Below are 22,660 nucleotides of genomic sequence, written 5' to 3'. Positions count from 1 at the left end.
TTACAGCAGAATTTTGCGCATGTCGGCCAGGACTTCGCCGAGGTACACGGAGAATCGCGCGCCCATCGCGCCATCGACCACGCGGTGGTCGTAGGACAGCGAGGTGCCCATCATCAAACGCGGCTGGAAGGCCTTGCCATCCCATACCGGCTTGATCGAGGCTTTCGACAGGCCCAGAATCGCCACTTCCGGCGCATTGACGATAGGCGTGAAGTGCGTGCCGCCGATGCCGCCCAGGGACGAAATCGTGAAGCTGGCGCCCTGCATGTCGGCCGGTTTCAGCTTGCCTTCGCGCGCCTGCAGCGACAGTTCCGTCATTTCGCGGGCGATCTGCGAGACCGACTTCTGGTCCGCGCCCTTGATCACAGGTACCACCAGGCCGTTCGGCGTGTCGGCCGCGAAGCCGATGTTGTAGTACTGCTTGAGGATCAGGTTTTCGCCCTTGGCATCGAGCGAGGCGTTAAACGCGGGGAATTTCTTCAGCGCGGCGACGGAGGCCTTGATGACGAATGCCAGCATGGTCAGCTTGGCCGCATCCTTGTTCTTCGCATTGGCCGCGTTGGTGTCGACGCGGAACGCTTCCAGGTCCGTCACGTCCGCTTCGTCGAACTGCGTGACGTGCGGGATCATGACCCAGTTGCGGTGCAGGTTCGGACCCGAGATTTTCTTGATGCGCGACAGCGGCAGCAATTCGGTCGTGCCGAACTTGCTGAAATCCAGCGACGGCCATGGCAGCAAGTCCAGGCCCACGCCGGAACCGCCTTTGGCAGCGGCTGGAGCATTTGGTGCGGCAACGGCGCCCGACATCACGCCCTTGACGAAGTTCTGCACGTCTTCCTGGGTGATGCGGCCCTTCGGACCGGAACCGCCGACCAGCGCCAGTTCCACGCCCAGTTCGCGCGCGAACTTGCGGATCGAAGGCGATGCATGCGCCAGCTTGCCGTTCGCTGCAGGGGCGGCGGCAGTTGCCGGGGCAGCAGCAGCGACCGGCGCCGAAGCGACGGCGGCGGCTGGCGCGGCGGCAGCTTGCGCGGCCGGTGCAGGCGCGGCGGCGGGGGCAGCGGCAGGAGCGGCAGCGCCACCGGTCGTTTCCACGACCAGCACCAAGCTACCCTTGGCGACCTTGTCGCCGACCTTGACCTTCAATTCTTTCACGACACCGGCGTGGCTCGACGGGATTTCCATGCTGGCCTTGTCCGATTCGACCGTCAGCAGCGACTGGTCGACCTTGATCGTGTCGCCCACCTTGACCATCAGCTCGATGACTTCGACTTCCTTGAAGTCGCCGATATCGGGCACGGTCACGTCGACCAGGGCCGGCGCGCCGGCAGGGGCGGCGGGTGCCGGCGCGGCCGCGGGAGCGGCGGCGGGGGCGGCTTCAGCGGCAGGTGCCGGGGCGGCAGCGGCAGCAGCTGGCGCAGGGGCCGAGGCGTCGTCCGCCACTTCCAGCAGCAGGACCAGCGAGCCTTCGGCGATCTTGTCGCCCACGTTGACTTTCAATTCCTTGACGACACCGGCGTGGCTCGATGGGATTTCCATGCTGGCCTTGTCCGATTCGACGGTAATGAGGGACTGGTCGACCTTGACCGTGTCGCCTGGCTTGACCATCAGTTCAATGATCTCGACTTCCTTGAAATCGCCGATATCCGGGACTTTGACTTCCACAATGCTCATAGCTTGCTCCGTTATTTTATTTGTCAGATGGACCCGCACACACGCCAGGGCGGCACTTTCGCACCGCCCTGGCATCATCGGGTCCGCACAACGATTACTGGGTCACCGGATTCGGTTTGTTCGCGTCGATGCCGTACTTGGCGATCGCCTGCTCCACCACCGACACGTCGATCTTGCCTTCGTCAGCCAGCGATTTGAGCGCGGCCACGGTGACATAATAACGGTTCACTTCGAAGAACTCGCGCAGCTTGGCGCGGCTGTCCGAGCGGCCAAAGCCATCGGTACCGAGCACTTTGTAGGTGCGGCCCTTCGGCATGAAGGCGCGGATCTGTTCTGCAAATGCGCGCATGTAGTCGGTCGTGGCAACGATCGGGCCATCCGTGTCCTGCATCAGCGACGTCACGTACGGCACGCGCTGCTGTTTCGACGGGTTGACCATGTTCCAGCGTTCCGCATCCTGGCCATCGCGGGCCACCAGGGTCAGCGACGGCGCCGACCATACGTCCGCGGCCACGCCCCAGTCGTTTTCCAGCAATTCGGCGGCGAAGATCGATTCGCGCAGAATGGTGCCGCAACCGATCAGCTGTACGCGCAGCTTGGCATCCGCCTTGCCTTCCTGCAGCTTGTACATGCCTTTCAGGATGCCTTCTTCCTGACCCGGCTTGATGCCTGGCTGGGCGTAGTTCTCGTTCATGATCGTGATGTAGTAGAACACATCTTCCTGGTTGGCGATCATGCGGCGCAGGCCGTCCTGGATGATGACGGCGACTTCATGGCTGAAGGTCGGATCGTACGGCATGCAGGTCGGGATGGTCGCGGCGAAGATATGGCTGTGGCCATCTTCGTGCTGCAAGCCTTCGCCGTTCAGCGTCGTACGGCCGGCCGTGCCGCCCATCAGGAAGCCGCGGGCGCGCATGTCGGCCGAAGCCCATACCTGGTCGCCGATGCGCTGGAAGCCGAACATCGAGTAGAAGGTGTAGAACGGGATCATGATGCGGTCGTTGGTCGAGTACGACGTCGCCGCGGCGATCCACGAGCTCATGCCGCCCGCTTCGTTGATGCCTTCCTGCAGGATCTGGCCAGCCTTGTCTTCGCGGTAGTACATGACCTGGTCCTTGTCGACCGGCTCGTACAACTGGCCTTTCGGATTGTAGATGCCGATCTGGCGGAACAGGCCTTCCATGCCGAAGGTACGCGATTCATCGACCAGGATAGGCACCACGCGCTGGCCCAGGTTCGGGTCTTTCAGCAGGGTCGAAATGACGCGCACGAAGGCTTGCGTGGTCGAGATTTCGCGGCCTTCAGGCGTCGCTTCCAGCACGTTCTTGAAGGCGTCCAGGCCAGGCACGGGCAGGGTTTCTTCCGCCTTCTGGCGGCGCTGCGGCAGGTAGCCGCCCAGGGCCTTGCGGCGCTCGTGCAGGTAGACCATTTCTGGCGCATCGTCGGCAGGCTTGAAGAACGGGATGTCGGCCAGCTTGTCGTCCGGGATAGGCAGCGAGAAGCGGTCGCGCATTTCGCGGATGGCTTCGTCGTCCAGTTTTTTCGTCTGGTGCGCCGTGTTGCGCGCTTCGCCCGACTTGCCCATGCCGTAGCCCTTGATGGTCTTCACCAGCAGGACGGTAGGCTGGCCCTTGTGTTCCTGGGCGATCTTGAAGGCTGCGTAGATCTTGTGCGGATCGTGGCCGCCACGGGTCAGGCGCCAGATGTCGTCGTCCGTCATGTTGGCAACCATTTCCAGCAGCTTCGGATGCTTGCCGAAGAAGTGCTTGCGCACGTAGGCGCCATCTTTCGCCTTGTAGTTCTGGTATTCGCCGTCGACGGTTTCCATCATGACGCGCTGCAGGATGCCTTCTTTATCTTGCGCCAGCAGGGCGTCCCAGCCCGGGCCCCAGATGACCTTGACGACGTTCCAGCCCGCGCCACGGAATTCGCCTTCCAGTTCCTGGATGATCTTGGTGTTGCCGCGCACGGGGCCGTCCAGGCGCTGCAGGTTGCAGTTGACCACGATGACCAGGTTGTCGAGCATGTCGCGTGCGGCCAGGCCGATCGCGCCCAGGGATTCCGGCTCGTCCATCTCGCCATCGCCGCAGAAGGCCCAGATTTTACGGTTGTCGGTCTTGGCGATGCCGCGTGCGTGCAGGTATTTCAGGAAGCGCGCCTGGTAGATCGCCATGTGCGGGCCCAGGCCCATCGACACGGTCGGGAACTGCCAGAAGTCAGGCATCAGCTTTGGATGCGGGTACGAGGACAGGCCCTTGCCGTCGACTTCCTTGCGGAAGTTCAGCATTTGCTCTTCCGTCAAGCGGCCTTCGAGGAAGGCGCGCGCGTAGACGCCGGGCGAGGAGTGGCCCTGGATGTACAGCAGGTCGCCGCCGTGGTCGGCCGTCGGCGCGTGCCAGAAATGGTTGAAACCGATGCCCAGCATGTTCGCCAGCGACGCGAACGAGGACAAGTGGCCGCCCAGGTCGCCGTCGGCGCGGTTGGCCTTGACCACCATGGCCATGGCGTTCCAGCGCATCCACGAACGCAGGCGCTCTTCGTATTCCAGGTTGCCGGGGCAGTGTGCTTCTTGTTTGGTGGGGATAGTATTGACGTAGGCGGTGGTGCTGGAGAACGGGATCTGGGCGCCGCGGCGGCGGGCCAGGTCAACCATGCGCTCCATCAGGTAATGCGCGCGTTCCGGACCTTCATTTTCCAGCACGGCTTCGAGCGCGTCCAGCCACTCCTTGGTTTCCTGCATATCCGGGTCGGTGCCGATCTGTGTCGTTACCTGGTTCAGTTGAGCTGACATCTGTTGAGTCTCCTTTGTGAACGCCCCACCCCGATTTTCCGGATCGCTGTCGGACGGTATTTCGCTGATTATTTACTATTAAGTCGGTTTAGTGTGGGGATTCTAACAGCGTATTTAGTATTTTTCAAATTACGATATAGCATTTCATATCATGAAATCACCCTATGAAATTTATGCTGCACTGCCGCAAATTCTGTCCGGAAATTAGGGTGATCAAAGTGCCAAAAACGGCGCCAAAGAACCGCAGGCCCTTGCGCTCCCTAGGCCACCAGCACACCAGCAAAACGCATTAACGCCCCAGTCGTCCGCACAGGCATACCGGGCCAAGCGGGCCTGAAAAATGTCGAGGGCAAGGCGCAGCGACGCAGACAGTACGCCAGTACGGCAAGGAGCTGCAACGCCGCCATCGGCATTTTCTCAGGCTCGCGTCTCCGGCCCGCTTTTATGCCGGGCCAAGCGGGCCTGAAAAACGTCGAGGGCAAGGCGCAGCGACACAGACAGTACGCCAGTACGGCAAGGAGCTGCAACGCCGCCATCGGCATTTTCTCAGGCTCGCGTCTCCGGCCCGCTTTTATGCCGGGCCAAGCGGGCCTGAAAAACGTCGAGGGCAAGGCGCAGCGACACAGACAGTACGCCAGTACGGCAAGGAGCTGCAACGCCGCCATCGGCATTTTCTCAGGCCCGCGTCTCCGGCCCGCTTTTATGCCGGGCCAAGCGGGCCTGAAAAACGTCGAGGGCAAGGCGCGGCGACACAGACAGTACGCCAGTACGGCAAGGAGCTGCAACGCCGCCATCGGCATTTTCTCAGGCTCGCGTCTCCGGCCCGCTGTTGTTAAGCCTTGCGCTTATAAATGCATAGCGCTGCTTAACTTAGCGGCACTGGCGCCAAAACCGCCCCTTTGCGCCGCCCGGCTTTATAATCTGTCTTTTCCCTCCCACATCTCTCAGCCCCTACCATGCCAGCACAACTGATCGACGGAATCGCCCTCTCCCAAAAACTGCGCAGCGAAATCGCCACGCGCGCCGCCGCCCTCACGGCCAAGGGCACCCAGCCCGGCCTGGCCGTGATCCTCGTCGGCGAAGACCCGGCCAGCCAGGTGTACGTCCGCAACAAGGTCAAGGCGTGCGGCGACGTGGGTTTCCACTCGGTGCTGGAAAAATATGAAGCGGACCTGTCGGAAGCCGACTTGCTGGCACGCATCGCCAGCCTGAACGCCGATCCCGCCATCCACGGCATCCTCGTGCAAATGCCGTTGCCCAAGCACATCAACCCGCACAAGGTCATCGAAGCGATCGCCACGACGAAAGACGTGGACGGCTATTCCGTCCTGAGCGCCGGCGAACTGATGACGGGCTTGCCCGGCTTCCGCCCTTGCACACCGTACGGCTGCATGAAACTGATCGAAAGCACGGGCGTCGACTTGCGCGGCAAGCACGCCGTCGTCATCGGCCGCAGCAACACGGTCGGCAAGCCGATGGCCCTGCTGCTCTTGCAAGCGAACGCTACCGTCACCATCTGCCATAGTGCGACCCCGGACCTGGGCCTGTACACGCGCCAGGCGGACGTGGTCGTGGCCGCCGTCGGCCGCCGCAACACCCTGACGGCCGACATGGTCAAGCCGGGCGCCATCGTCATCGACGTGGGCATGAACCGCGACGATGAAGGCAAGCTGTGCGGCGACGTGGATTTTGCCGGCGTGAAAGAAGTCGCCTCCCACATCACGCCCGTGCCGGGTGGCGTGGGTCCGATGACGATCACGATGTTGCTCATGAACACGGTCGAGGCCGCCGAGCGCATTTAAGAGGAGCACCTGAGACAATGCTCATGGCGGCGTTGCCTGGCCTTGAACATTTTTCAGGCGCTCCATATATGAAGACAGAATGGACGAACCGACGATGAACACCAATCCCCTGCTTGATTTTTCCGGCCTGCCACGCTTCGACGCGATCACGCACGAGCATGTCACGCCCGCCATCGATACCCTTTTGGAACAGGCACGCGGCACGGTGGCGCGGCTGGAAGCGCCCATGGAAGAAGTGAGCTGGGACAACTTCGTCGCGCCCCAGGACCAGATCGCCGAAACCCTGGGCCGCGCCTGGAGCATCGTCAACCATTTAAATAGCGTGATCGATACGCCGGAACTGCGCGCCGCCTACAATGCCAACCTGCCCAAGGTGACGGAGTTCTTGACCGAGCTGGGCCAGAACGAAATCCTCTTCGGCAAATACAAGCAATTGCAGGCCAGCCCCGCTTTCGCCAGCCTGTCGCCGGCGCGCCGGCGCATCGTCGAGAATGCCGTGCGCGACTTCCGCCTGGGCGGCGCTGAGTTGCCCGAGGACAAGAAAGAGCGCTTCGGCGCCATCCAGGAAGAACACGCGGCCGTCTCGACGCGTTTTTCCGAAAACGTGCTCGACGCCACCAATGACTACAAGTTGCTGGTCGACAATGAAGCCGATCTCGCCGGCTTGCCCGACGACGTGAAGGCGGCCGCGCGCGCCGCCGCCGACAAAGCCGGCAAGCAAGGCTATGAATTCTCGCTGCACTTCCCGTCCTACTACCCGATCCTGCAATTTGCCGACAATCGCGCGCTGCGCGAAACCATCTACCGCGCCAACGCCACCAAGGCATCGGACCAGGGCGACGTGTTCAGCAAGAAAGAGGACTGGGACAATACGCACAACATTGTCACCTTGTTGCGGCTGCGCAACGAAGAGGCACAACTGCTCGGCTACGCCAATTTCGCCGAAGTGTCGCTGGTCTCCAAGATGGCCACTTCGCCGGCGCAAGTCATCGCTTTCCTGGAAGACCTGGCCAAGTGCGCGCGTCCGTTCGCCGAAAAGGACCTGGCCGAACTGAAGCAATTCGCCCGCGAAGAGCTGGGCATCGATGAACTGCAGGCGTGGGACGTGCCGTACGCCTCCGAAAAACTGCAGGAACGCCGCTACGCGTTCTCGGCCCAGGAAGTCAAACAATATTTCCCTGAACACAAGGTGATCGACGGCCTGTTCCGCCAGATCCAGAACCTGTTCGCGGTCGAGATCAAACTGGATACGGCGCCCGTCTGGCACCCGGACGTGCGTTTTTACCGCATCGAGCGCGACGGCCAGCTGGTGGGCCAGTTCTACCTGGACCTGTATGCGCGCGCCGGCAAGAGCGGCGGCGCCTGGATGGACGACGCGCGCGGCCGCCGCGCCGACGCACAGCACGTGCAAACGCCGATCGCCTACCTGACCTGCAATTTCACGGAACCGGCCGTGGTCGACGGCCAGGCACAGCCTGCATTGTTCACCCACGATGAAGTCATTACCCTGTTCCACGAGTTCGGCCACGGCCTGCACCATATGCTGACCGTCGTCGACGAACTGGGCGTGTCGGGCATCGCCGGCGTCGAATGGGATGCCGTGGAACTGCCGTCACAATTCATGGAAAATTTCTGCTGGGAATGGGAAGTGCTCGAACACATGACGGCGCATGCCGTCACGGGCGAGCCGCTGCCGCGCGCGCTGTACGACAAGATGCTGGCGGCCAAGAATTTCCAGTCCGGCCTGCAAACCCTGCGCCAGGTGGAATTCTCCCTGCTCGACATGCATCTGCACTATGACTACGATGCCGGCACGGGCCAGAGCGTGCAGCAGCTGATCGACGGCGTGCGCGCCAAGTTCGCGCTGATCATCCCGCCCGCCTTCAACCGCTTCCAGAATTCCTTCGGGCATATCTTCGCCGGCGGCTACGCGGCTGGCTACTACAGCTACAAATGGGCCGAGGTGCTGTCCGCAGACGCCTATGCGGCATTCGAGGAAGCCAGGGCGCTGGGACCGGCCGCCACCACGGCGGCGGGCAAGCGTTATCTGCAGGAAATCCTGTCCGTCGGCGGCTCGCGCCCCGCGCTGGAATCGTTCACGGCCTTCCGCGGCCGCGAACCGTCGATCGACGCCCTGCTGCGCCACAGCGGCATGGCCGCTTGACCGTCATGAGCCGCGTCGATTTTCACAGCAACGTGCCGGACAAGCTGGCCTACGCCTGCCGCCTGGCGCGCAAGGCCTATATGGCCGGCAACAAGGTGGTCGTGCTGGTGCAAGATGGCACCCAGCTCGACGCCTTGAACAGCGCCATGTGGACCATTTCCGCCACGGATTTCCTGCCGCACGTGCTGGCCGGCGACCCGCTGGCCCCGCAAACGCCCATCATCCTGACCGATGACGCGGCGGCCGAGCTGCCGCACCACGACATCCTCGTCAACCTGTCGCAGCTGCCGCCCGCCAATTACGCCGATTTCCAGCGCGTGTTCGAGATCGTCTCCATGGATGAACAGGATGCGCAGGCGGGCCGCCAGCGCTTCCTGCACTACCGCCAGCAAGACGTGCAGCTGACGCACTTCGTGGCAGGGAAGACATGAGCCAGCCGCCATTCGACCAGGGCATCCCCCTGCTGACGGAGGTGTTGCTGGGGCCGGAGGTGGCTCCCGCCATCCCGGCCGAGCCTGCTGTCGAAGAAGCGCCGGCATTGCCGCCCAGCATGCCGCAACCGGACTGGGACGCCATCGAACAGCGGCTAACGCAGCGCATCCTGCATCAAGTGCAGGGCAAGATCGACCATCTGCTGGAAGAACGCATCGCCCACGTCCTGCAGACGGCCCTGCAAAACGCCCTGATCGGCATGCGCGGCGCCCTGCGCGAAGATTTGCAGCAGTCGCTGGAACAGATCGTAGCGCATGCGGTCAGCCATGAGCTGGGGCATCTGCATCCGCCGGCTCAGTAATCACACACCTGTCGTTGCGACCATTTCATCACCGACAAAAATCTGGGGTCAGACCCGACGGGTCTGACCCCGGCATTCCCCGTCCTTGCCGTTGGGTTATGAGCATGCCGCGCAATGTCGGGTTACGCGCTGCGCGCTAACCCGACCTACCCCGACCTGCCCGACCTACCCTATTCTTTCCTCCAACGCCATTCTTTGGTGCGCTCGCGCCTGCGAAATCGGTGCATCGCGCCTCACTTTGGTGATTGTTGCGACAAAATGTAAAAAGCCCGAAATGCGGCTTTGCGCCGCCTGTTTTTTGTTGTACCTTTCTTCACACGTACCGCCTGTCGAAGCGGTTTTCACGAGACGCCGCCGTATCTTTATCCATTGGAGAATGTTTATGCTGCTCAAGACCAAAGTCCTTCCTCTCGCCCTCGCCCTCGCCTTTGCCGGCCATGCGGGCGCGCAGGAAATCATCAAGATCGGCCACGTCGCCCCGGTCTCTGGCGCCAGCTCCCACCTGGGCAAGGATAACGAGAACGCGGCCAAGATGGCCATCGAGGATTTGAACGCCAAAGGCTTCAAGATCGACGGCAAAGCCGTGAAATTCGTGCTGGTGCCCGAAGATGACGCGGCCGATCCCAAGCAGGGCACGGCCGTGGCGCAAAAGCTGGTCGATGCCAAGGTCAACGGCGTCGTCGGCCACCTGAACTCGGGCACGACGATTCCCGCCTCGCGCATTTACTTCAATGCCGGCATCCCGCAGATTTCGCCGGCAGCCACCAACCCGACCTATACCCAGCAAAAATTCAACACGGCCTTCCGCGTCGTGGCCAATGACAACAAGCTGGGGGGTACCCTGGGCGCATATGCCGTGGGCAAGCTGCAGGCGAAGAAAATCGCCGTCATCGACGACCGTACGGCCTACGGCCAGGGCGTGGCGGAACAGTTCGTCAAGGGCGCCAAGAAGGCGGCACCTGGCGTGCAAATCGTCGGCAAGGAATTTACCAATGCCAACGCGACGGACTTCAATGCCATTTTGACCAGCATCAAGTCGAAAAATCCCGACCTGATCTTCTTCGGAGGCATGGATTCCGTGGGCGGCCCCATGCTGCGCCAGATGAAGGCGCTGGGCATCAAGGCCAAGTTCATGGGCGGCGACGGCCTGTGCACGGAACCGCTGGGCAAGCTGGCGGGCGACGCCGTCGGCGAAGACATGGTCACCTGCGCGGAAGCGGGCGGCGTGACGGGCGCGCAGCAAAAAGGCATGGACGATTTCCGCGCCCGCTACAAGCAGAAATACAATATGGAAGTGCAGCTGTACGCGCCATACGTCTACGATGCCGTGATGACCATGGCCACCGCCATGCAGGATGCGAAATCGTCGAAACCGTCCGTCTACCTGCCGTATCTGGCCAAGGTGCACTACCAGGGCGTAACGGGGCCGATCTCGTTCGACGCCAACGGTGACATCAAGGATGGCGCGCTGACCTTGTTCACCTACCGGGATGGCAAGAAAACCAAGATGGAAGTCGTCAAGTAGGCGGCTGTTCAACCACGTAATCGCGTAATCCTTCGGCCAGCGCGTCGAAGGTGGCGCGGCAGCGCAGGCTGCCGCGCAAATCTTCATGCATGGTGACCCAGGTTTCCATCGGCAGCGAAAACGCTTGCGGCAGCACGCGCCGCAGGGCCGGATCGCGCGCCGCCAGCCCTGCCTGGCACACGCCGATGCCGGCGCCCGCGCGTATCAGGGCCAGTTGCGCCAGATCGCTGTCGCTGCGCCAGGCAAAGCTTTCCCGCGTAAATCCCTGAAAGGCCGCGCCCGCGTTGCGCACGAAGGGGCTCGCCTCGTCGTAGCCGATGACGGCGTGTTGCGCCAGATCAAGCAATCGCGCCGGCGTGCCATGGCGTGCCAGATAATCGGCGTGCGCATGCAGGCCCAGTTCGATCTCGCCCACTTTGCGCGCCACCAGCTGCTCCTGGCGCGGCCGCAGCATGCGCACGGCAATGTCCGCCTCGCGGCGCAGCAAATCCTGCACCTTGTTGCTTAATACTAATTCAATGGTCAGGCCCGGATGGCGCGCGCGCAAGCGGGCCAGGATGGGCGGCAGCACTTCCACGCCCACGACTTCACTGGCCGCGATGCGCACGACGCCGGCCACGCCCTGCCCCTGGCTGCTGGCGGCGCGCTCCATCAGGGCGGCAGTGTGCTCCATGGTTTCCGCATGGGGACGCAGCGCCAGGGCCACTTCCGTGGGCAGCAAGCCCTGCTGCGAGCGCGTAAACAGCGTCGCGCCCAGCGCCTGCTCCAGGGCCGCGATGTGCCGGCCGGCGGTGGGCTGCGTGATGCCCAGCGCGCGGGCCGCGCCGGAGAGCGAACCGTGCTTCAGCACGGCCAGCAAGGAGCGGTAGTATTCCCAGGCGATGGATGGGTTCATAGTGTCAACTTGGTCATACATAAATGTATAGCTTGTACGCGATGTTCGTCAATTCCCAATTAGCCCAGCGCGGCAGATACTGGCACCATCAACCACACGGAGGTCATGATGGAGAATACGAAAACAGTATTGGTACTGGGCGCGACGGGCGGCATCGGCGGCGAGATGGTGCGCCAGCTGCTGGCGGCGGGCTGGCAGGTGCGCGCCCTGACGCGGGGAGAAACGCCATCGCCACGGCGAGATAACATCGAGTGGCTGCGCGGCGACGCGCTGTCGCGCACGGACGTGCTGGCGGCCGCCAAAGGCTGCGTCGTCATCGTGCACGCCGTCAACCCGCCCGGCTACCGGAACTGGGGCCAGCTGGTGCTGCCCATGCTCGACAACACCATCGCCGCGGCGATGGCCGAAGGCGCCACCATCGTGCTGCCCGGCACCGTGTACAACTTCGGCCCGGACGCCTTTCCCGTGCTGTCGGAAGACGCGCCGCAACGTCCGCTCACGCGCAAGGGCACCATCCGCGTGGAACTGGAAGCACGGCTGGAACGGGCCAGCACGCAGGGCGCGCGCGTGCTGATCGTGCGCGCGGGCGACTTCTTCGGTCCCCGTGCCGGCAATAACTGGTTTTCGCAGGGACTGGTGAAACCGGGCCAACCCGTGCGCAAGGTGCTGTATCCGGGCGCACCCGGCGTGGGCCACCAGTGGTCCTACCTGCCCGACGTGGCGCGCACGATGGTGCAATTGCTGGCTTTACGCGCCACCTTGCCCGCGTTTGCGCGCTTTCACATGGCCGGCCACTGGGACCACGACGGCCGGCAAATGACGGGGGCGATTGTCCGCGTGGTGCAACAGGCGACAGGAGCGGCGCCCGCCATCCGGCGTTTTCCGTGGTGGCTGGTGGCGCTGGCGTCGCCGTTCGTGGCGACCTTGCGCGAAATGCGCGAGATGCGCTATCTGTGGCAAGCGCCCTTGTCCATGGACAATGCGCGGCTGCTGGCCGTGCTGGGCCAGGAGCCGCATACGCCGCTCGACGAGGCGGTGCGGGCGACACTGGAGGGCATGGGCAATCTGCATAAGGCAGCGGGCAAAAAAAACGCGCCGGGATTGCCGGCGCGCTAATTGCAGGTACTGCGGCACAGATTATTTCTGTGCCAGTACCCATTTAACCAGAGTATGGGCTTCCGCATCGCTCACTTGCGGGTTGGCTGGCATCGGGATCGCGCCCCAGGTGCCGGAACCGCCCTTCATGACTTTCGCCGCGAGCTTGGCTTCCGCGTCTTTCTGACCAGCGTACTTGGCAGCCACGTCCTTGAACGCAGGGCCCACCAGTTTCGTGCTCACCGCATGGCAAGCCATGCAGTTCTTTGCTTTCGCCAGGTCCGGATTGGCCAACGCTGCTTGCGATGCCAGAGCCGATACGGTCAATACACTCACCAACATAAAACGTTTCATTGTCTTTTCTCCAAAGTTACTTCCTGCGGCATTTTACTGTGTTTCCGCAGATGCACCACGAGCCCAGATCAAGCGTTTCAATGTAGTCACGCAATGTCGTCAGAAGGCATAGCTATTCTGCCCCATCTGCGCGCACATGACCATGTTGTTTGTAAGGCGATGTAACGACAGGCGGCCCCGCATCGTCAAACGGGGCCGGCCGTCGCACTGACGCAACAGATCAGCGTTTTTTCAGCTGCGACAGATCCCGCACGGCGCCCCGGTCGGCCGACGTCGTCAGCGCCGCATACGCCTGCAGCGCCTGCGACACGTAGCGCTCGCGGTCGACGGGCAGCCAGGCCGCGTCGCCCTTCGCTTCCATGGCGGCGCGGCGCGCGGCCAGCTCGGCAGCCGTGATACGCAGGTTGATGGTGCGCTCGGGGATGTCGATGTCGATGAAATCGCCCTCTTCCACCAGGCCGATGGCACCGCCTTCTGCCGCTTCCGGCGAGGCGTGGCCGATCACCAGGCCCGAGGAGCCGCCCGAGAAGCGCCCGTCCGTGAACAGCGCGCACGCCTTGCCCAGGCCCTTCGACTTGATGTACGAGGTCGGATACAGCATTTCCTGCATGCCGGGGCCGCCTTTCGGGCCTTCGTAGCGGATGATGACGACGTCGCCTTCATGCACGGTGTCTTCCAGGATGGCAGCGACGGCCGCGTCCTGGCTTTCGAACACGCGCGCCTTGCCCGAGAATTTCAAAATGCTCTCGTCGACGCCCGCCGTCTTGACGATACACCCCTTTTCCGCCAGGTTGCCGTACAAGACGGCCAGGCCGCCATCCTGCGAGTAGGCGTGGGCCTTGTCGCGGATGCAGCCCGTGCTGCGGTCCGTGTCGACGGCCGCGAAGCGCTCCGACTGCGAAAACGCCGTCTGCGTCGGCACGCCGCCCGGCGCGGCGCGGAACAGTTCATGCACGGCAGGGTTGTCCGTGCACATGATGTCGTTTTGCGCGATGGCGTCGGCCAGGGTCGGCGCGTGGATCGTCGGCAAAGTCGTGTTGAGCAGGCCGGCGCGCGCCAGTTCGCCCAAAATGCCCACGATGCCGCCCGCGCGGTGCACGTCTTCGATATGGTATTTGTCCGTCATCGGCGCCACCTTGCACAGGCAAGGCACCTTGCGCGAAATGCGGTCGATGTCGGCCATCGTGAATTCCACTTCCGCCTCGTGCGCGGCGGCCAGCAGGTGCAGCACGGTATTGGTCGAGCCGCCCATCGAGACGTCGAGCGCCATGGCGTTTTCGAACGCGGCCTTGGTGGCGATGGAACGGGGCAACACCGAATAATCGTCCTGCTCGTAATGGCGCTTGGCCAGTTCCACGATCAGGCGGCCCGCGCGCAGGAACAGCTGCTGGCGGTCCGAGTGCGTGGCCAAAATCGTGCCGTTGCCGGGCAGGGCCAGGCCCAGCGCTTCCGTCAGACAGTTCATCGAGTTGGCCGTAAACATGCCGGAGCAGGAACCGCAGGTCGGGCAGGCCGAACGTTCGATCTCGGCCACGTCGGCGTCGGAGACGGTGCTGTCGCCCGCCTTGATCATGGCGTCGACCAGGTCCAGCTTGATGATCTTCTGCGTGCCGTTGACCACCTTGACGACCTTGCCCGCTTCCATCGGCCCGCCGGAAATAAACACGACGGGGATATTGATGCGCATGGCGGCCATCAGCATGCCCGGCGTGATCTTGTCGCAGTTCGAGATGCAGACCATGGCGTCGGCGCAGTGGGCGTTGACCATGTATTCGACGGAATCGGCGATCAGGTCGCGCGAAGGCAGCGAATACAGCATGCCGCCGTGGCCCATGGCGATGCCGTCATCGACGGCGATGGTGTTGAATTCCTTGGCCACGCCGCCGGCCGCCTCGATCTCGCGCGCCACCATCTGTCCCAGGTCTTTCAGGTGCACGTGACCGGGCACGAACTGGGTGAACGAGTTGACGACGGCGATGATCGGCTTGTCGAAGTCGCCGTCCTTCATGCCGGTGGCGCGCCACAGGGCGCGGGCGCCAGCCATGTTGCGGCCGTGGGTGGTGGTGCGGGAGCGGTATTGCGGCATGATGGGGTCCTTCCAAGGATGATTGATGCCTGACTGCGCGGATTTCCAGCAAAACCCTGCATACAGTGGGGGTACGCCAGATTGCCTTGCGCGCGCCCCACTGTCAAATATATGATGCACGTGCCTGTGAGTCGTTTTGCATATCACAGCAATCAATCTGCATGGAAACGCATATGAACCTTGAACTGCGCCAGCTGCGCTATTTCGTCACCGTCGCCGAGGAGCTGCACTTCGGCCGCGCCGCCGCGCGCCTGCACATGACGCAGCCGCCCCTGTCGCAAACCATCATGGCCCTGGAAGAACAGCTGGGCGCCCCCCTGTTCGTGCGCACGCGCCGCGAAGTGCAGCTGACGCCGGCCGGCACGGCCCTGCTGCCCGAGGCGCGCCGGCTGCTGGCGCAGGCGCAAGACTTGCCCGCCTTGGTGCGGCGCGCCGCGCAGGGCGAGGCGGGCCGCCTGAGCCTGGCGTTTGTCTCGTCGGCCGACTACAGCGTGCTGCCGCCATTGCTGCGCGCGTATCAAACTGCCTATCCGCAGGTGCAGATCGCGCTGCAGGAAGCCACCTCGGACCTGCAGCTCGATGAACTGCTGGCCGGGCGCACGGATGCGGGCCTGCTGATTCCGCCCCTGCCCGAGAAGGCGAAAGGGGAGCTCGATTACCTGCCCGTGCTGGCCGAGCCGCTGGTGCTGGCCGCGCCGTCCGGCCTCGCCATCCTGAACACGCCGGGCCCCGTGCGCCTGCGCGACCTGCCACCCCTGCCCCTGATTATTTTTCCGCGCGCGATCTCGCCCGCCCTGCACGACGCGATCCTCGGCGTGTTCCGCGCGGCCGGCATCACGCCGCAGATCGGCCAGGAAGCGATCCAGATGCAAACCATCGTCAGCCTCGTCTCGGCTGGCATGGGCATCGCGCTTGTGCCACAATCGGTATCGAATCTGATGCGCCCGGGCGTAGAATACAGGCCGCTGCAGGACGCCACGCCGCTGGTGGAAACGGGCCTGGCCTGGCGCCGCGACAATCCGTCCGCCGTGCTGCAAGGTTTCCTGGCGCTGCTGCGCAAGCAGATCAGCGCTGCCGCCGATTAAATTAAGTGGCCGCTAAGGCAAAAAACCGCCAGCGCCCCCATACTACGCAACCTTGGCTTTAAACAAAGAAAGAAACCCCATGCTGATACACCCGATGCCCGACCCGATAGCCATCCAGATCGGCCCGCTCGCCGTGCACTGGTACGGCCTGATGTATGTGCTGGCCTTTGCCCTGTTCATTATCCTGGGCAGAGTGCGCATCAAGCAGCCGCATATCGCCGTGCTGGGCTGGAAGAAGGAAGACCTCGACGACATGCTGTTCTACGGCATGCTGGGCGTGGTAATCGGCGGGCGCCTGGGCGAAGTACTGTTCTACCGTCCCGAATACTTCCTGCACAATCCGCTCGAGATCTTCATGGTCTGGCATGGCGGCATGTCCTTCCATGGCGGCTTCCTCGGCGTCATCCTGGCCATGTACTTGTGGAGCCGCAAGGCGGGCCGCAACCTGTTCGACGTGCTCGACTTCATCGCCCCGCTGGTGCCGCTCGGCTACGCGGCCGGTCGCCTGGGCAACTTCATCAATGCCGAACTGCCGGGCCGCATCGCGCCGGAAACCTTGCCGTGGGCCATGCAATGGCCGGGCATTCCGTATCCCGTGCACCCGTCGCCGATCTACCAGATGCTGGTCGACGGCATTTTGGTGTTCATCATCCTGTGGCTGTTTGCGCGCAAGCAGCGTCCGCGCATGGCCGTGGGCGCCATGTTCACCCTGCTGTACGGCTGCGCGCGCTTCTTCACGGAATACTTCCGCACGCCGGACTGGGAAGTCGTGTGGCTGGGCGTGCCGATCACGTCGGGCCAGATGCTGTCCTTGCCGATGATCGTCGGCGCCATCGCGCTGCTCGTGTGGGCATATAAAAGCCAGGTGATGGGTACGCCGCCCACCAAGGCCCGCGTGGCGGACGCCTGATCGGGCTGCCTACGCCTTCAACCTGTCTGTAATCACTTTCCATTGCGCCGGCGTTACCGGCGTGATGGACAGCCGGCTGCCCTTCTTGAGCAGCAGCATGTCTTCCAGCTCCGGCATCTGGCGCATCTCGGACAGCGGCAACAGCGCCGTCTTCTTCAGGCCCCGCACGTCGACGCTGATCCAGCGCGGCTGTTCCTGCGTGGCCTTGGCATCGAAATACTTGCCGCCCTCTTCAAACTGGCTGTGATCGGGATACGCGCCGCTGGCCACTTCGGCCACGCCCGCCACGCCCGGCTGCGGGCAGCTCGAGTGATAAAACAGCACGCCATCACCGACCTGCATGCCGTCGCGCATGAAGTTGCGCGCCTGGTAGTTGCGCACGCCGAACCAGGGCATGGTGTGCCCGGGCGCGGCCATCAGGTCGTCGATGCTCACTTCATCGGGTTCGGATTTCATCAGCCAGTATTGTTTCATGCGGACTCCGTGTGAAAGCGCCAGACGTAAAAAAACGGTTGCGCAGGATGCGGCAACCGTTTTCAGTTGTACTTACAAATGTACTGCAAATTGGGCCCCGCCTGTGCCGCTATGCCGGCATCCCGAACCAAACGGTTCAAGGTGGTCACGTTAGTTCAATTTCGGGTTCGTCGAACGAGCGACGCTCACTCCCATCAAACAAAATTCGCAACCGATGCGCATAAATGGTTCAAGGAATATATGGCAATCGCGAACACCGCAGGGTAGACCCAAGTTTACTCCTTTGATCGCGCATCGCAAAGACAAATCGTACCGTGTCCGCTTAAAAAAGGTTTTCCTGGGGCGTCAATGCGCTATCTAATACTGTGTGCATGGCCGAGATCTTTTGCTTCACTTCCAGGATCGTCAGCTCCGACAGCGGACCTTGCGGCGACTTCACGGAGAGGAATTCCGCGGCCACGCCCAGCGCGGCCAGCACGGCGATGCGGTCATTGCCCTTGACCTTGCCCGCGTCGCGGATGGCTTTCATTTTGCTATCGAGATAGATCGCCGCTTCGCGCAGCGCGCGCTCTTCGCCGTCGCGGCAGACCATGCTGTAGGACTGGCCCATGATATTGACATCGACACGCGGCATTACGCTTCCTTCTCGTTCTCGGCAAGATAGGCGCCCGCCTCCGAAGCGGCTTGCTCCAGGCCGGCTTGCACCAGTTCGGGAATTTTTTCCAGCAACGCTTCCACCCGCTCCTGCGCCTCGCGCATGCGCTGCACATACAGGGCGTTCTCGGCGGCCAGCGCGGCATTGTCCTTGCGCAGTTGCGCGTTTTCACGACGCAGCGCATGGGTCATTTCGGCCAGCAGGCCTATTTTGTCGGATAATTCGTTGAATTCGGAAATCATCCCGCCACTATAGGGCGGACGCTCCATGGGCGTCAATCGAATCACGCCGCTGTCACACATATTTACATCAATGCAGGTCAGTTGCCGTGAAATACACGCTTTTTCCGGCGCTTTTCGCCATCTGCACGCATCCGCCGGCGCCGCGATGCCAGCGCTTTACTCGTCGACGTAATCGGGTTCGATATCGAGACCGCCATAGCGGTTTTCGCACGAGCGGCGCGTCAATTCCTGCTTGCCGCTCTTGCCGTCAAGCACCATCGTCAAGTCGCGGCAAGTACGGTGGTAGCTGCCAGGTTTGGCGTCCGTCCGCGAGGGCGTCAAAGTGACGCGCAAGGGCACGGCATTGCCCAGCCCCTTGTTGCTCCATTCACGGGTCTTGCCATCCTCTTCATCTTTCAGGGTGCGCACGGCGGCCGTCAGCAAGGATTTCTGTTCCTTAGCATTCAGCTTGGCGATGGTCACGTCGGACAGGAAGGGCGGATACACGACGGGCGCCGGGTCCTTGCCCTGCACATCCCAACGGCCGCTGTTCTGCGAACACGTACGGCGGCTCAGGTCTTGCGACTTGTCGCCCGCCGTGACGACGAATTTCAGGTCGCGGCAGATGTGCGCCTTCAGGCTGTGTTCCGTCATGCCGGAGTTGCTGAAGTTATATGTGACTTTCACCCGCACGCCACGGTCGCCGCCGTTGTCCCACACATGCGCTTCCTGGTCGTCGTCGTCCTTGTTGAGGTCGTTGAACAGCTCGTTGAGCAGCATGTCCTTTTCCAGCGGCGTCAGGGTCGCCACGGTGATCTCGTCGAGAATCGTGGGCGTTTGCGCGGCGGCATTGCCCAGGCAGGCGAGGCCGACGAGGGCGGCACCGAGCAGGCGCAGGGCGGGACGGGAAAGAGTCGATGGCATGGTGTGCTTTCTGGTACAGGGGAATATTGATATGCAATTGCAATCATCTTATCAAAGTCCATAGCAAAACTCTGTTTCCTGTGCGTACAGGAACGCCGTTCGCCTGATGGGCATGCTAGAGTCGCGCCTGTTGCTGACGCCCGGGAACGAGGCTTGCGTTTGCGCAAACCCTGCGTAAATGCAGGCTGCGTAGAACGTCCAAGCTTATCTTCCCGGAGAATAAGCCCTTGAATAAGCCCCCTACCGTCCCTATAATTAGCACTCGTTAGTAGAGAGTGCTAACAAACTCTTTCGTAGCAATCCTCAAGACATGATGGTGTCTGCCGGGCAACAGCAGGGAACGCTACGCGGCGGGCGACGCCGCGATGCCACCACTGCCCAGCGCCGGCATGCACCCGATGCCATGGGGTTTGCTTGACCGTTGCGGGCTGCTTTCAACGGCGGTCACTGAAAGCACGCCTGGCGCTGTGCCAGGCATGTATTCATTTAGCAACACCTATCCATTGAACTTTAAGGAGTTTTGTATGAATCTGCGCCCATTGAACGATCGCGTCATCGTCAAACGCCTCGACCAGGAAACCAAGACTGCGTCCGGCCTCATCATTCCTGATGCAGCTGCTGAAAAACCGGATCAAGGCGAAGTCCTTGCCGTAGGCAATGGCAAGATTCTCGACGACGGCAAAGTCCGTCCTCTGGATGTCAAAGTGGGCGACCGCGTCCTGTTCGGCAAGTACGCCGGCCAAACCGTCAAAGTTGACGGCGATGAGCTGCTGGTCATGCGCGAAGAAGACATCATGGCGATCGTCGTCAAGTAATTGTTTCCACGTTGTAGACAGATACATCCCGAAACTCAGGAGAATTGAACATGGCAGCTAAAGAAGTAGTATTCGGCGACGCAGCGCGCGCCAAGATGGTCGAAGGCGTCAACATCCTCGCCAACGCAGTCAAAGTCACCTTGGGCCCGAAAGGCCGCAACGTCGTGCTGGAGCGCTCGTTCGGCGCCCCTACCGTCACCAAGGATGGTGTGTCGGTAGCGAAAGAAGTTGAACTCAAAGACAAGCTCATGAACATGGGCGCGCAAATGGTCAAGGAAGTGGCTTCCCGCACCAGTGACAACGCCGGCGACGGCACCACCACCGCGACCGTACTGGCACAAGCCATCGTGCGCGAAGGCATGAAGTTCGTTGCCGCCGGCATGAACCCGATGGACCTGAAGCGCGGTATCGACAAAGCTGTTGCAGCGACCGTCGAAGAACTGGCGAAAATCGCCCGTCCTTGCACCACGACCAAGGAAATCGCCCAGGTTGGCGCGATCTCGGCGAACTCGGACTACTCGATCGGCGAGCGTATCGCTGAAGCGATGGAAAAAGTCGGCAAAGAAGGCGTCATCACGGTAGAAGACGGCAAGTCGCTGAACGACGAGCTGGACATCGTTGAAGGCATGCAGTTCGACCGCGGCTACCTGTCGCCATACTTCATCAACAACCCAGAGAAGCAAGTTGCCGTCCTGGACAGCCCATTCGTCCTGCTGTGCGACAAGAAAATCTCGAACATCCGTGACCTGCTGCCGGTACTGGAACAAGTCGCCAAGGCTGGCCGTCCACTGCTGATCATCGCGGAAGACATCGAAGGCGAAGCGCTGGCTACCCTGGTTGTGAACAACATCCGCGGCATCCTGAAAACCTGCGCAGTGAAAGCACCAGGCTTCGGCGACCGCCGCAAAGCCATGCTGGAAGACATCGCTGTCCTGACGGGCGGCCAGGTGATCGCTGAAGAAGTCGGCCTGACCCTGGAAAAAGTGACCCTGGCCGAACTGGGCCAGGCGAAACGCATCGAAGTGGGCAAGGAAAACACCATCGTCATCGATGGCGCCGGCGAAGCTGCCTCGATCGAAGCACGCGTGAAACAAGTGCGTGTACAGATCGAAGAAGCGACCTCGGACTACGACCGTGAAAAACTGCAAGAGCGCGTGGCCAAACTGGCTGGCGGCGTTGCCGTGATCAAGGTTGGCGCAGCCACCGAAGTCGAAATGAAAGAGAAGAAAGCCCGCGTTGAAGATGCACTGCACGCCACCCGCGCTGCCGTGGAAGAAGGCATCGTGCCAGGCGGCGGCGTAGCCCTGCTGCGCGCACGCGCCAACATCACGGTCAAGGGCGACAATGCTGATCAAGACGCTGGTATCAAGATCGTCCTGCGCGCAATGGAAGAGCCACTGCGCATGATCGTGCAAAACGCCGGCGAAGAAGCTTCGGTCGTCGTGGCAGCCGTCCTGGCTGGCGCGGGCAACTACGGCTACAACGCTGCCAACGGCACGTATGGCGACATGGTGGAAATGGGCGTTCTGGACCCAGCCAAAGTGACCCGTTCGGCGCTGCAAAACGCCGCTTCGATCGCTTCGCTGATGCTGACGACCGACTGCATGGTCTGCGAAATCGCTGACGACAAGGCAGCCGGCGGCATGGGCGGCGGCATGGGTGGTATGGGCGGCATGGGCGGCATGGACGGCATGATGTAATCCAGGCGGCCGCGCGCGCAGGCGACGGCGCGCGCAGCCGCCACGCCGGGACGGGACAGGCAGACCAAAAGCTGCCAGCGCCTGCCCGGCAGCCCCGAGAGCCATCTTCTACGGAAGGTGGCTTTTTTTCGTCTTGCTTTTTAGAAATTTCAACGATTGCCCGCCTGCACGTTTTGCTTTAGCATGGCCGCCATCGTCCCTCTTTCTCACGCCACCATCATGCAGCCACGCGCCTCTTCTTCCAAAACCACCATCATCGCCGGCATCCTGGCCGGCTTGCTGGCCGCCGGGCTCGGCGCTTTCTACCTGCACCAGCAAGGCGCGCCGCACGGCACCAATGCCCCGGCCGCGAGCAGCCAGGTGGCGCCAGAACAGAGCGCGCGCGCCGTCGATGCGCTGATGGCATTGCCGGAGATCAAGGCCTGGTCGGCGCATATCGAAAAGGCTTCGGGCGGCCGCGCCCACGGCGCCGTGATGGAAACATCGCCCGACGTGCGTCTCATCGACGGCAAGCCCTACTATGACCTGACCTTTGTGGAAAACACGCCGGACGCGGCGCACCGCTGGGAGAGTTTCGTCGTCTCCCAGGATGGCAAGCGCATCCTCGTCGACGACGTCGTCAGCGGTGAGCTGATCAGCCTGGAACAATGGCGCAAGGACAATGCGCCCATGCAGCGCATCGCCACCCAGTAACTGC

General features: G+C 62.4%; 20 protein-coding genes and 1 other RNA gene. 11 read left to right on the top strand and 10 right to left on the bottom strand.

The genetic code is table 11. The annotated features are described in order from the left end of the window. Together aceF and aceE are read right to left on the bottom strand one after the other, a co-directional pair. Positions 1-1,674 carry a dihydrolipoyllysine-residue acetyltransferase gene (aceF, locus tag IGS60_RS03790; RefSeq protein ID WP_230502479.1) on the bottom strand — a complete coding sequence of 558 codons (1,674 nt, stop codon included), beginning with the start codon at positions 1,672-1,674 and terminating at the stop codon, positions 1-3. Positions 1,675-1,768: 94 nt separating this feature from the next. After that, positions 1,769-4,465 carry a pyruvate dehydrogenase (acetyl-transferring), homodimeric type gene (gene aceE, locus IGS60_RS03785; protein ID WP_099408847.1) on the bottom strand — a complete coding sequence of 899 codons (2,697 nt, stop codon included), beginning with the start codon at positions 4,463-4,465 and terminating at the stop codon, positions 1,769-1,771. 956 nt (positions 4,466-5,421) lie between these two features. On the opposite strand from aceE, the gene folD reads away from it, so the two are divergent. From folD to IGS60_RS03760, 5 genes are all read left to right on the top strand, one after another. Beyond that, positions 5,422-6,267: a bifunctional methylenetetrahydrofolate dehydrogenase/methenyltetrahydrofolate cyclohydrolase FolD gene (gene folD, locus IGS60_RS03780; protein ID WP_035821601.1), complete on the top strand. Its 846-nt coding sequence runs from the start codon at positions 5,422-5,424 to the stop codon at positions 6,265-6,267. A gap of 94 nt (positions 6,268-6,361) precedes the next feature. Beyond that, positions 6,362-8,431, top strand: a complete 2,070-nt coding sequence (locus IGS60_RS03775) for a M3 family metallopeptidase (RefSeq protein WP_230502693.1) — start codon at positions 6,362-6,364, stop codon at positions 8,429-8,431. A gap of 5 nt (positions 8,432-8,436) precedes the next feature. Next, positions 8,437-8,862, top strand: coding sequence for a DNA polymerase III subunit chi (locus IGS60_RS03770; RefSeq protein WP_230502477.1), 426 nt, complete (start codon positions 8,437-8,439; stop codon positions 8,860-8,862). After that, a complete protein-coding gene (locus IGS60_RS03765) occupies positions 8,859-9,224 on the top strand; it encodes a hypothetical protein (protein ID WP_230502475.1) in 366 nt (121 codons plus the stop codon). The genes IGS60_RS03770 and IGS60_RS03765 overlap by 4 nt, the downstream gene beginning before the upstream one ends. 382 nt (positions 9,225-9,606) lie before the next feature. After that, positions 9,607-10,749 (top strand): branched-chain amino acid ABC transporter substrate-binding protein, encoded by a 1,143-nt coding sequence (locus IGS60_RS03760; RefSeq protein WP_070289205.1) that lies wholly within the window; start codon positions 9,607-9,609, stop codon positions 10,747-10,749. Here the strand turns inward: IGS60_RS03760 and IGS60_RS03755 are convergent. Continuing rightward, on the bottom strand, positions 10,742-11,644 hold the full coding sequence (locus IGS60_RS03755) for a LysR family transcriptional regulator (protein WP_230502473.1): 903 nt from the start codon (positions 11,642-11,644) through the stop codon (positions 10,742-10,744). The two genes, IGS60_RS03760 and IGS60_RS03755, sit on opposite strands and share 8 nt — an antisense overlap. A gap of 108 nt (positions 11,645-11,752) precedes the next feature. On the opposite strand from IGS60_RS03755, the gene IGS60_RS03750 reads away from it, so the two are divergent. Further along, positions 11,753-12,760, top strand: a complete 1,008-nt coding sequence (locus IGS60_RS03750) for an NAD(P)H-binding protein (protein ID WP_070221960.1) — start codon at positions 11,753-11,755, stop codon at positions 12,758-12,760. Positions 12,761-12,781: 21 nt separating this feature from the next. Here IGS60_RS03750 and IGS60_RS03745 read toward each other — a convergent pair whose 3' ends face one another. Together IGS60_RS03745 and ilvD are read right to left on the bottom strand one after the other, a co-directional pair. Then, on the bottom strand, positions 12,782-13,093 hold the full coding sequence (locus IGS60_RS03745; protein WP_070221905.1) for a c-type cytochrome: 312 nt from the start codon (positions 13,091-13,093) through the stop codon (positions 12,782-12,784). Positions 13,094-13,313: 220 nt separating this feature from the next. After that, complete coding sequence (ilvD, locus tag IGS60_RS03740) at positions 13,314-15,179, bottom strand: dihydroxy-acid dehydratase (RefSeq protein WP_121670309.1); 1,866 nt, start codon at positions 15,177-15,179, stop codon at positions 13,314-13,316. 173 nt (positions 15,180-15,352) lie between these two features. On the opposite strand from ilvD, the gene IGS60_RS03735 reads away from it, so the two are divergent. Together IGS60_RS03735 and lgt are read left to right on the top strand one after the other, a co-directional pair. Then, a complete protein-coding gene (locus IGS60_RS03735) occupies positions 15,353-16,264 on the top strand; it encodes a LysR family transcriptional regulator (RefSeq protein WP_230502471.1) in 912 nt (303 codons plus the stop codon). A gap of 79 nt (positions 16,265-16,343) precedes the next feature. Further along, positions 16,344-17,174 (top strand): prolipoprotein diacylglyceryl transferase, encoded by an 831-nt coding sequence (gene lgt / locus IGS60_RS03730; protein ID WP_230502469.1) that lies wholly within the window; start codon positions 16,344-16,346, stop codon positions 17,172-17,174. A gap of 9 nt (positions 17,175-17,183) precedes the next feature. On the opposite strand, the gene IGS60_RS03725 is transcribed toward lgt, so the two are convergent. From IGS60_RS03725 to IGS60_RS03705, 5 genes are all read right to left on the bottom strand, one after another. Beyond that, the gene (locus tag IGS60_RS03725; protein WP_230502467.1) at positions 17,184-17,648 is read right to left on the bottom strand and encodes an EVE domain-containing protein; all 465 of its coding nucleotides are present in this window, start codon (positions 17,646-17,648) and stop codon (positions 17,184-17,186) included. Between the two features lie 90 nt (positions 17,649-17,738). Further along, positions 17,739-17,916, bottom strand: a non-coding RNA gene (gene ssrS, locus IGS60_RS03720) — 6S RNA. Between the two features lie 54 nt (positions 17,917-17,970). Next, positions 17,971-18,282: a cell division protein ZapA gene (locus IGS60_RS03715; protein WP_034747344.1), complete on the bottom strand. Its 312-nt coding sequence runs from the start codon at positions 18,280-18,282 to the stop codon at positions 17,971-17,973. Next, positions 18,282-18,545, bottom strand: a complete 264-nt coding sequence (locus IGS60_RS03710) for a DUF904 domain-containing protein (RefSeq protein WP_070289202.1) — start codon at positions 18,543-18,545, stop codon at positions 18,282-18,284. Before IGS60_RS03710 ends, IGS60_RS03715 begins: the two co-directional genes overlap by 1 nt. A 156-nt stretch (positions 18,546-18,701) precedes the next feature. After that, a complete protein-coding gene (locus tag IGS60_RS03705) occupies positions 18,702-19,448 on the bottom strand; it encodes a hypothetical protein (protein ID WP_230502465.1) in 747 nt (248 codons plus the stop codon). 524 nt (positions 19,449-19,972) lie between these two features. On the opposite strand from IGS60_RS03705, the gene groES reads away from it, so the two are divergent. The 3 genes from groES (at position 19,973) to IGS60_RS03690 (ending at position 22,656) form a co-directional block, all read left to right on the top strand. Then, positions 19,973-20,263: a co-chaperone GroES gene (gene groES / locus IGS60_RS03700; protein WP_010400979.1), complete on the top strand. Its 291-nt coding sequence runs from the start codon at positions 19,973-19,975 to the stop codon at positions 20,261-20,263. 50 nt (positions 20,264-20,313) lie between these two features. Then, positions 20,314-21,963, top strand: coding sequence for a chaperonin GroEL (gene groL / locus IGS60_RS03695; protein ID WP_230502463.1), 1,650 nt, complete (start codon positions 20,314-20,316; stop codon positions 21,961-21,963). Positions 21,964-22,182: 219 nt separating this feature from the next. Further along, positions 22,183-22,656 (top strand): hypothetical protein, encoded by a 474-nt coding sequence (locus IGS60_RS03690; RefSeq protein WP_230502461.1) that lies wholly within the window; start codon positions 22,183-22,185, stop codon positions 22,654-22,656. The last annotated feature ends 4 nt before the right edge of the window (positions 22,657-22,660 follow it).

This window comes from Janthinobacterium sp. FW305-128 (assembly GCF_020858135.1).
Taxonomy (GTDB): Bacteria; Pseudomonadota; Gammaproteobacteria; order Burkholderiales; family Burkholderiaceae_D; genus Janthinobacterium.
This window is presented reverse-complemented; position numbering and strand designations above follow the sequence as displayed.